At 49.5% G+C, this 8,514-nt stretch carries 10 protein-coding genes; 4 read left to right on the top strand and 6 right to left on the bottom strand.

Annotated elements, in window-relative coordinates:
* Both CRG49_RS11360 and CRG49_RS11355 read right to left on the bottom strand, forming a co-directional pair.
* On the bottom strand, positions 1 to 273 hold a 273-nt coding region (locus tag CRG49_RS11360; RefSeq protein ID WP_097784577.1), incomplete at its 3' end, for a helix-turn-helix domain-containing protein.
* Positions 274 to 366: 93 nt separating this feature from the next.
* Positions 367 to 1,350 (bottom strand): hypothetical protein, encoded by a 984-nt coding sequence (locus tag CRG49_RS11355; RefSeq protein WP_095501859.1) that lies wholly within the window; start codon positions 1,348 to 1,350, stop codon positions 367 to 369.
* Between the two features lie 413 nt (positions 1,351 to 1,763).
* Between CRG49_RS11355 and CRG49_RS11350 the strand changes: the two genes are divergently transcribed.
* The 3 genes from CRG49_RS11350 to rpmG all read left to right on the top strand — a co-directional run bounded on the left by CRG49_RS11350 (position 1,764) and on the right by rpmG (position 3,732).
* Positions 1,764 to 3,011 carry a M23 family metallopeptidase gene (locus CRG49_RS11350; RefSeq protein ID WP_095501867.1) on the top strand — a complete coding sequence of 416 codons (1,248 nt, stop codon included), beginning with the start codon at positions 1,764 to 1,766 and terminating at the stop codon, positions 3,009 to 3,011.
* Between the two features lie 299 nt (positions 3,012 to 3,310).
* Positions 3,311 to 3,544: a 50S ribosomal protein L28 gene (rpmB, locus tag CRG49_RS11340; protein ID WP_002216391.1), complete on the top strand. Its 234-nt coding sequence runs from the start codon at positions 3,311 to 3,313 to the stop codon at positions 3,542 to 3,544.
* 32 nt (positions 3,545 to 3,576) lie between these two features.
* The gene (gene rpmG, locus CRG49_RS11335) at positions 3,577 to 3,732 is read left to right on the top strand and encodes a 50S ribosomal protein L33 (protein ID WP_003684373.1); all 156 of its coding nucleotides are present in this window, start codon (positions 3,577 to 3,579) and stop codon (positions 3,730 to 3,732) included.
* Between the two features lie 167 nt (positions 3,733 to 3,899).
* On the opposite strand, the gene CRG49_RS11330 is transcribed toward rpmG, so the two are convergent.
* Positions 3,900 to 5,003: an anhydro-N-acetylmuramic acid kinase gene (locus tag CRG49_RS11330; protein ID WP_095501860.1), complete on the bottom strand. Its 1,104-nt coding sequence runs from the start codon at positions 5,001 to 5,003 to the stop codon at positions 3,900 to 3,902.
* 198 nt (positions 5,004 to 5,201) lie between these two features.
* Here CRG49_RS11330 and CRG49_RS11325 point away from each other — a divergent pair, with 198 nt between their 5' ends.
* A complete protein-coding gene (locus CRG49_RS11325; RefSeq protein WP_095501861.1) occupies positions 5,202 to 6,776 on the top strand; it encodes an inorganic phosphate transporter in 1,575 nt (524 codons plus the stop codon).
* Between the two features lie 221 nt (positions 6,777 to 6,997).
* Here CRG49_RS11325 and CRG49_RS11315 read toward each other — a convergent pair whose 3' ends face one another.
* From CRG49_RS11315 to CRG49_RS11305, 3 genes are all read right to left on the bottom strand, one after another.
* A complete protein-coding gene (locus tag CRG49_RS11315; RefSeq protein WP_095501862.1) occupies positions 6,998 to 7,831 on the bottom strand; it encodes a PHP domain-containing protein in 834 nt (277 codons plus the stop codon).
* A 69-nt stretch (positions 7,832 to 7,900) separates the two neighbouring features.
* Positions 7,901 to 8,101, bottom strand: coding sequence for an oxidoreductase-like domain-containing protein (locus tag CRG49_RS11310; protein WP_095501863.1), 201 nt, complete (start codon positions 8,099 to 8,101; stop codon positions 7,901 to 7,903).
* Positions 8,079 to 8,312 (bottom strand): RNA-binding S4 domain-containing protein, encoded by a 234-nt coding sequence (locus CRG49_RS11305; protein WP_095501864.1) that lies wholly within the window; start codon positions 8,310 to 8,312, stop codon positions 8,079 to 8,081. The genes CRG49_RS11310 and CRG49_RS11305 overlap by 23 nt, the downstream gene beginning before the upstream one ends.
* Positions 8,313 to 8,514: the final 202 nt, after the last annotated feature.

Raw genomic sequence — 8,514 nt, 5'->3', positions numbered from 1 at the left:
CATGTAGCGTAACTCTTCAATCAGCTCTGCCTGAGTTTTTTCATGGTCGGGTTTGTCGACGATAAAGGGATTCTTGCGTTTGGTCTGCATAGTCTTCATAAGCGTAGCCTGTGGGTGTTGAAGTGCGGTTATACCGCCTTGGCAGTAGGCGGCAATCCAACGGCGCAGATGTGTGCGTGAGACGTTGAAATGGTCTGCGGTGCGCTGTTGGCTGTGCACTTGATGGTAATGGAGTACGGCTCGGTATTTGAAGTCTAGTGTATATTTGGACATAAGAAAACTGCACCTTTTTAAAGTTGGGGGAAAGTGTCCAACTTTTGGGGTGCAGTTCATACGGTTTCAGACGGCCTGTTTGTTTTTACATGATTACCAAATGCCATTAAAGCTTTTCTTCGCTTTCCAAAATGCCCATTTGGATGTTGGGGTTATCACCAATTCACCGCCGTTTTCGCCATCGGTTGCAATCGTCAGCTGTTTCAGGCGGCCTGATTGCAAGGCTTGCCATAAGGGCGCAAACCAGCGGTTTTCCCAACTTTGTAGGATTTCTTGATAGGCGAACACATCACCGGTTTGTTCGGTAACGACCAAATCATCCAAGAAAATCAGGCCGTCTGAAACGGATAAACCGGATTCTTTGGCCGCATTCAAATACACATCAAAATCATAAGGCGCATCGATGCGTTGGTGTGGGTAAAACTGCGCCCACGGGCTGTCGCTGGCGAGTAAACCCGTATGCGTGCTGCTGCCGTCAATATCTTGCCACAGCCACAAACCGTTGAGCGCAGGGGCTTGTTGGTTTTGGTGCTGCTGGTTGAGCGGATGATTATGCAGCCACATTTGTATTTCAGTTTGCTTGTTAAGCCATTGCACGGCATCGCGGCCTGCGGCTTGGTCGGTAGTGCCGATTTGTCCGCCGATGTCCCAGATTGGTGCGACCTGCCAATCGCTTTCAGACGGCATGGTGATGAGCCATAAGTCCGGCCGCAATGTATGAAACTGCCAGCCGTCTTCCCGATAAAAATCGCTTAATCCTTGGCAAAGCTGTTCGGCTTCTTCGGTTTGAATATGTAAATGCTCGCCGCTGATGATGCTGACTTGGTGCATACCCATTTGCTGCCACAACGGGCTGGCGAATGCCGCGGCTTGGTCGGCCGGAATATTCAGCATACGTTTCGCCTGTACCAATAAGCTGCCTTGCCACAGATGATGGCGGTAAAATTCAGACGGCGTTTGCGGTATTTTGTTCAGACGGCCGTATCGCAAGATTTGGTTAAATGCGTCAAGTTTGAGCGGCGGCGGTGTCTCATCGTTGCGACGGTTGAGCGCGGGAATGGCGAGCGTGAGTTTCATAAGGCTGGCGTTAAGCGAAAACGCTTATTTTACGCCATATTGAACTTGATTCAATGAAGTGTGGACTAATATTAGTTAAGGGCGTTTCAGACGGCCTTTTTGGCGCGTCGGGTGGTTTTGTGCTACAATAGGCGCGCGTAAAATTCAGCAAAATCAAGTGTCAATCTATCGCTTGGGTCGGATAATTCTGCCCTGAAAGTCGATTTATCTTAATCCGCCGCAAGTCGTTTCGGGCCGTTTGAAATCGGCGGATTAAGATAAATCAGATTTCAAAACATACAGCTTTAATAATAAATCATGCGGCTTCAACCGCGATAAAAATTAAGAAGGATTGGCGAGTGTCTGAACAAACGAAAAATTCTTTTTTCAGCCGGTTTTGGCGAAACAAGCCGGTGCGTTGGTCATTGTTGGGTATGTTGCTGCCGGTTTCTGGTGTGATGACGGCCTATGCGGTGACCGAGCCTATGCCCAAAGCGGGCGACTTTAAAGTTGAACGCGTATTGGAAGAATTACCGGCAGTTTATGTTGAAACCGGTAATTTTCAGTCCAGCTATTGGGCGCAAGAAGTGGTGCAGCAGGGCGATTCTCTGTCGGATGTTTTGACCCGCATGGGCGTGCCGCAAACCGACATCAAAGCCATCATGGCGAAAAATAATGCCACGCGTGACATGAAAAACCTGAAGGCCGATCAATCGGTCAATATCCGTGTGGATGCCACCGGCCAAGTGACCGATGTACAGTTTTTCATTGATGAAGAATTAGAGCGTAACTTGGTGGCCTTGGAAAAGGTCAACGGCAAATGGCAGGCTTCTAACGAAGAAATCGACATGAAAACCATGCCAACGTTGCGCTCGATTGCGATTCGCAGCTCGGCTATTGGCGATATGTTGCGTGCTGAAATTCCATCCGACGTTTATTTGCAGCTTCGTGAGATTTTTGCCGACACTGTTGACATGCAAACCTTAAAAGAGGGCGATGTGATCCGTTTGCTGTACAACAGCATGTATTTCCGCGGCCAACAAATGGGCGTAGGCGATATTTTGGCCGCTGAAATCGTGAAAAACGGCAAAACCTACCACGCTTACTACTACAGCCAAGGTAAAGATGACGAAGAGAGCGGCAGCTACTATGACCAAAACGGTAAATCGTTGCAGCAAAAAGAAGGTTTTAATATTCAGCCTGTTGAATATACACGCATTTCTTCGCCTTATGGCTACCGCGTGCATCCGGTTTTACACACCGTGCGTATGCATACCGGTATCGACTATGCTGCGCCAACCGGTACGCCGATTCGTGCTGCCGCAGATGGCATGATTACCTTTAAAGGTTGGAAAGGCGGCTATGGCCATACCGTGATGGTGGTGCATGCCAACGGCGTGGAAACATTGTACGGCCACATGAGCGCGTTTTCACAATTGACCGGCAGCGTGCGCGCCGGTGATATTATCGGCTATGTCGGCAGCAGCGGCCGCTCAACCGGCCCGCATTTGCACTATGAAGCACGTGTCAACGGCCAGCCGGTGAACCCGACAACCGTGGCCTTGCCGACCCCGAAACTGACGCCAAATAACATGAGCGCGTTCCGCAAACAGCAAAAAGCCGCCAATACCACATTGGCCGCCGTGCGCGGTTTGCCGGTTTCTGTGGCGCAATTGGATTAATGCCTCTGAAAGCAACAATCAAAAGCCCTGCATAAGCAGGGCTTTTTTGTGTTTATAGGAATATTCTTTATATTTTTCAGACGGCATTGGATTGTATTTTTGGCAGGCAACAGATGCGCGCCAGTCAAAAATCCGTTATAATTCATCTTTATCTCTTCGCGAAGCAAAGCGTTTCGCGAACGCAACAATTAGGCGGTTTTATCCCTGTAAATCACGTTTTTTCAGAAAGCGACTTGAACAAACGCTGCTTTTCATGGTATAAATCGCGTTTTACTATTTTAGAAGTTTGGAGACTAACCATGGCACGAGTTTGCAAAGTGACCGGTAAGCGCCCGATGTCTGGCAATAACGTATCACACGCCAACAACAAAACCAAACGTCGTTTTTTGCCTAACTTGCAATCACGTCGTTTCTGGGTAGAAAGTGAAAACCGCTGGGTTCGCTTGCGCGTTTCTAACGCTGCATTGCGCACCATCGATAAAGTAGGCATTGATGTCGTATTGGCTGATTTGCGTGCTCGCGGCGAAGCTTAATTAACGAACGCTTATAATTAAGGATTACTGCAATGCGCGATAAAATCAAATTGGAATCTAGTGCTGGTACTGGCCACTTTTACACCACTACCAAAAACAAACGCACTATGCCTGGCAAACTGGAAATCAAAAAATTTGACCCAGTAGCCCGTAAACACGTTATCTACAAAGAAACTAAATTGAAATAATTTACGTTGCTTGTAGAAATAAAAGCCCTTGTTCAAACAAGGGCTTTTTTATATGTGGTTTATCTGTGCAATTAAGGTGCTTGGTCTCACGTTCCAAACGTAAACCGCTCAAATTGTTTAGATATTGAGCGGTTTTTTAGCAAATTAAATTATATGTCCAACCAAGGTCAGGCGTAATGACCTGCCCCCAGAATACAAGGCTTATGTGCGCCGGTTGCGTGGTGTGGATTGCTTGGTATGCGGTTTATCCAGCAGGCCGCCAGCCAACCGAAGGCAGCCGCTTCGACCCATTGCGGATCGAGATTCAGCTTGGCGGTGCTGTGTAGGGCAATATTTTTACGGCGAGTTAAGGTTTCCAAAGCATCCATCAGGGCTTGGTTTTGCACGCCGCCGCCGCAAACATAAATGTTGCCGACATCAGGCGCTGCTTGGCGGATGGCGGTGAAAATGGTGCAGGCGGTGTATTGGAGCAGGGTTTGCAATACGTCTTCCGGCTGCTCGCCGCCTTTCAGACGGCCTCGTAGCCATTCCAGTGAAAACAATTCGCGACCGGTGCTTTTCGGATAAGGCTGGGAAAAATAAGGGTGGTTGAGCAGGGCGGTGAGTAATTCGGGCAATAATTTGCCCTGCGTTGCTTTTTCGCCGTTGCGGTCGTAAGGAAGCTGCCAGATATGTTGCATCCATGCGTCCATCAGCATATTGCCGGGGCCGGTATCGAAGCCGAATGCCGGTGCATCGGGCGGTAAAACGCTGATGTTGGAAATGCCGCCGATGTTCAGCACCACGCAGGTTTCTTCTTCATGGTAAAACAGCGCATGATGAAAGGCAGGTACCAATGGCGCGCCTTGTCCGCCGGCAGCCAAATCGCGGCTGCGGAAGTCACCAATGGTAAAAATGCCGGTGAGTTCGGCCAAGAGTGGCAAATTAGCCAATTGCACGCTGTAACCGTTTTCCGGTGCGTGGCGCACGGTTTGCCCGTGGCAGCCGATGGCGGTGATGTCTTCAGGTGTGAGATTTTGCTGGCGCAAGAGCTGGTTGACGGTATCGGCATACAGGCGGCTTAGGGTTTGCGAAAGCATAAAACTGCGGTGTAACTCGTTGCTGCCGGTATTTTGCAGCGCCAATAATTCTTGTCGCAGGCCGTCTGAAAAAGGGGTAAAGCTGTGATCGACGGCGGCTTGCCAGTTGGCGCCCTGCATGCGGATTAAAACGGCATCCGCACCGTCCATGCTGGTGCCGGACATGATGCCGATATAGTATTGGCTGCTCATGGGAATTCTATGGGAAAAACGGTTATTTTAACGCGATTTGGCCAAGTTGGCTGGTTCAATGGAAATTTAGCCGATAAAACGGAAATAAATCTGCAACAATTTCAGCAAAACGGTTACAATGCAAGCTTATGTTACAATATTGTAACCATACTGTAATACTAAACAGGCTCGCTTCAACTGTTTTAAAGGAATCCATCCATGGGTCAGGCTCAACCGAGTGCGAACTTAAAGCTGATTAATGCCTTATTTGCCGCTATGCTTGTGGGCATGGTCGGCTATTTTATTTATTGGGGTTTGGGTTACACCCATCACAACCATACCGCGCTGTTTCTTTTGGCAACTGTGTTCGGCGTGTTTATGGCGTTTAACGTCGGCGGTAATGACATTGCCAATTCGTTTGGTACCAGTGTTGGCTCCGGTACCTTAACCATTCCGCAAGCCTTGATTATTGCGGCGGTGTTTGAAGTCAGCGGTGCGGTGATTGCCGGCGGCCAAGTGACCGACACCATCCGCAAAGGCATTGTCGATTTGGGCGCGATGAGCCTCGAGCCTATGCAGTTTGTTTACATCATGATGTCGGCCTTGTTGGCAGCAGCATTGTGGCTATTGTTTGCTTCGCGCAAAGGCCTGCCGGTATCAACTACCCATGCGATTATCGGCGGTATTGTCGGCAGTTCGCTGTGTTTGGCGTTTATGTCGCATGTTGATGCCGGTGCCTTGATTAAATGGGGCAAACTGGGCGAAATCGCCATTTCTTGGGTACTCTCGCCGGTATTGGGCGGTTTGGTTTCTTATGTGGTATTCTCGCAAATCAAAAAATATGTGTTGGATTACAATGCTTGGGCAGACGAAACACTCAAAGCGATTAAGCAGGAAAAGAAAGCCTACAAAGAGCAATACCGCCTGTTTTTTGAAACCTTAGACGAAGCGGGTAAAGTGGACTACGCCACCAAAATTTCCCGCGATGCAGAAATTTACAACGATCCTGAATTTGATCCGGCCGAATTGCAATCCGATTATTACCGCGGCCTGTATGAAATCGACAACCGCAAAAACAGCGTTGATTCGTATAAAGCGCTGCATTCATGGGCACCGTTGATTGCTTCGGTCGGCGGTATGATCATATCGGCCATGCTGATTTTCAAAGGCTTGAAAAACCTGCATTTGGGCATGAGCAATGTCAACAGCTTCTTGACCATCTTTATGATTGGCGCAGCGATTTGGCTGGCGACGTTTGTGTTTGCCAAGAGTTTGAAGCGCAAAGATTTGGGCAAATCAACTTTCCAAATGTTTTCTTGGATGCAGGTGTTTACCGCCTGTGGTTTTGCCTTCAGTCACGGTGCCAACGATATTGCCAACGCCATTGGCCCATTTGCTGCGATTATGGATGTGTTGCGTACCGGTGACATCAACGCACAAAATCCCGTGCCGCCGATTGCAATGCTGACTTTCGGTATCGCCTTGATTGTTGGCTTGTGGTTTGTCGGTAAAGAAGTGATTAAAACCGTCGGCACCAGCTTGGCCGCCATGCATCCGGCTTCGGGCTTTGCTGCGGAATTGTCGGCCGCTTCAGTGGTGATGGCAGCTTCATTAATGGGTTTGCCGGTATCAAGTACGCATATTTTGGTTGGCGCGGTATTGGGCATCGGCTTAGTGAACCGCAATGCCAACTGGGCGCTGATGAAACCGATCGGCTTGGCTTGGGTGATTACCTTACCGGCTGCGGCTGCATTGTCGGTGGTGTGTTATCTGATTTTGCAAGCGGTGTTTTAAATAAAAAAATCAAAGGCCGTCTGAAAGGGAATGCTTTCAGACGGTCTTTTTGTATCAACTTATTTCAGACGGCTTGAGACCTTTGCAAAATCCCCATCTTTGGCACATTTCTTCGTTATGCGCTGCTCGAAAGCTTGCCTATCTTTGTGATATGTCTGCGCTTTCTGTGCTGCTCTCACTTCGAACTGTACTCAAATCTGGAGTTTTGCAAAGGTCTCGGCTTAATTTTTAAAATGTTGCCAAACCGGCCGACAGTTTTCCGGCAATTCGGGACAAGCGCCGAGTATGCCGCCGGAGAAATCGTTCAGGCGGTGAAAGTCGCTGCCTGAGCTGGCGAGTAAACCGTGGCGTTCGGCCAATAGGGCGTAGTTCAAACGGTCGTTTTTATTGCAATTGCCGCTGTGTACTTCTATGCCTGCGCCACCGAGCGATTTGAATTCGTCAAACAAATTGCGCTTGGCCGTGGCCGATAAATCATAACGCATCGGGTGTGCAATCACCGCCATACCGCCTGCGCCGTTGATGGCGGCCACGCATTCGCCCAAGTCCGCCCATTCGTGTTTGACCGAACACGGTTTGCCATCGCCCAAATATTTGCTGAACGCCTGCTGCTTGTTGCGCACATGGCCTTTGTTGATGAGAAACTCGGCGATGTGGGTGCGGCTGGCCATTTCCGGATTGGTTACTAAGGCCATTGCACCGTCAAACGCACCCTGTATGCCTTTTTTTGCCAATTTATCCGCAATCGCCTGCAAACGGTTCAGACGGCCTTGACGCACAGTAGCCAACAAGTTTTGCAGCGTTTTATTTTGCTCATCAAAATCCAAGCCGACGATGTGAATCGTGCGGCCGCGCCATGTCACCGATACTTCTACGCCGTTGATAAAACGCAGCCCCAACGCATTTGCTTCGGTACGCGCTTCAACCAAGCCGCCGGTGTGGTCGTGGTCGGTCAGTGACAGCATTGTGCAGCCGTTGGCATGGGCAAGGCGCACCACTTCGGTAGGCGTTAAGCGGCCGTCTGAAACGGTGGAATGGCAATGAAGGTCTATCATGGTGTGTGTGTAGGGGGAAAGAGAAAGGTTCAGACGGCCTATGATTAGGCCGTCTGAAAAAGAATCGGTTTATTTATCTTCTGATAAGTCTAAATTTTGCAGCTTTTTCTGCTGCGCATCGTAGCGTGCTTTTTCGTCCCAATAGATGGTTTGAATACACGCATCGCCGCAATCGCTGCCGCAGCATTCCCAGCTTTCTGGGCGTGCGGGTTCGTCGAGCAGCGGCTCGCCCAACAGTGCTTCGGCTTTAGTCTTCTGGGTCGTATCCATCGGCAATGTCCAATACCGCACCGTTAAACTCAATCACTTCGCCGCCGCGGATTTTAGCGGTTTTGCGGGTTTCCACTTCGCCGTTGCGCAACACCGCACCTTCGGCGATGAAGGCTTTCGCTTGGCCGCCGCTTTCGGCCAATCCGGCTAATTTGAGCAGGTCGCATAAGGCGATGTATTCGTTGTCTTCGAGATAGACGGTGGCTTCCATGTTGCTGATCCTAAATTGAATGCGTTTATTGTATCACAGGCCGTCTGAAAATTTTTCAGACGGCCTTACATTCGCATTTCAAGTGCAACGCTCAAATGCCATTGGCAAGGGCTGCTGAAAACAGATCACCCGGTGTCTCATAGTCCAATGTCTTTCTCGGTCGGCGGTTAAGGGCCTCCTCAACCGCTTTAATCTTTTTAGC

This window comes from Neisseria sp. N95_16, assembly GCF_002551535.2.
GTDB classification, from domain to species: domain Bacteria; phylum Pseudomonadota; class Gammaproteobacteria; order Burkholderiales; family Neisseriaceae; genus Neisseria; species Neisseria brasiliensis.
The sequence above is the reverse complement of the archived record's forward strand: the minus strand, read 5'-3'. Positions and strand labels throughout refer to the sequence as shown.

Excerpts from the sequence above, each read along its gene's own strand:
- CRG49_RS11355 (WP_095501859.1), bottom strand. The coding sequence starts at position 1,350 with ATGAAACTCACGCTCGCCATTCCCGCGCTCAACCGTCGCAACGATGAG.
- CRG49_RS11350 (WP_095501867.1), top strand. The coding sequence starts at position 1,764 with ATGTTGCTGCCGGTTTCTGGTGTGATGACGGCCTATGCGGTGACCGAG.
- rpmB (WP_002216391.1), top strand. The coding sequence starts at position 3,311 with ATGGCACGAGTTTGCAAAGTGACCGGTAAGCGCCCGATGTCTGGCAAT.
- rpmG (WP_003684373.1), top strand. The coding sequence starts at position 3,577 with ATGCGCGATAAAATCAAATTGGAATCTAGTGCTGGTACTGGCCACTTT.
- CRG49_RS11330 (WP_095501860.1), bottom strand. The coding sequence starts at position 5,003 with ATGAGCAGCCAATACTATATCGGCATCATGTCCGGCACCAGCATGGAC.
- CRG49_RS11325 (WP_095501861.1), top strand. The coding sequence starts at position 5,202 with ATGGGTCAGGCTCAACCGAGTGCGAACTTAAAGCTGATTAATGCCTTA.
- CRG49_RS11315 (WP_095501862.1), bottom strand. The coding sequence starts at position 7,831 with ATGATAGACCTTCATTGCCATTCCACCGTTTCAGACGGCCGCTTAACG.
- CRG49_RS11310 (WP_095501863.1), bottom strand. The coding sequence starts at position 8,101 with ATGGATACGACCCAGAAGACTAAAGCCGAAGCACTGTTGGGCGAGCCG.
- CRG49_RS11305 (WP_095501864.1), bottom strand. The coding sequence starts at position 8,312 with ATGGAAGCCACCGTCTATCTCGAAGACAACGAATACATCGCCTTATGC.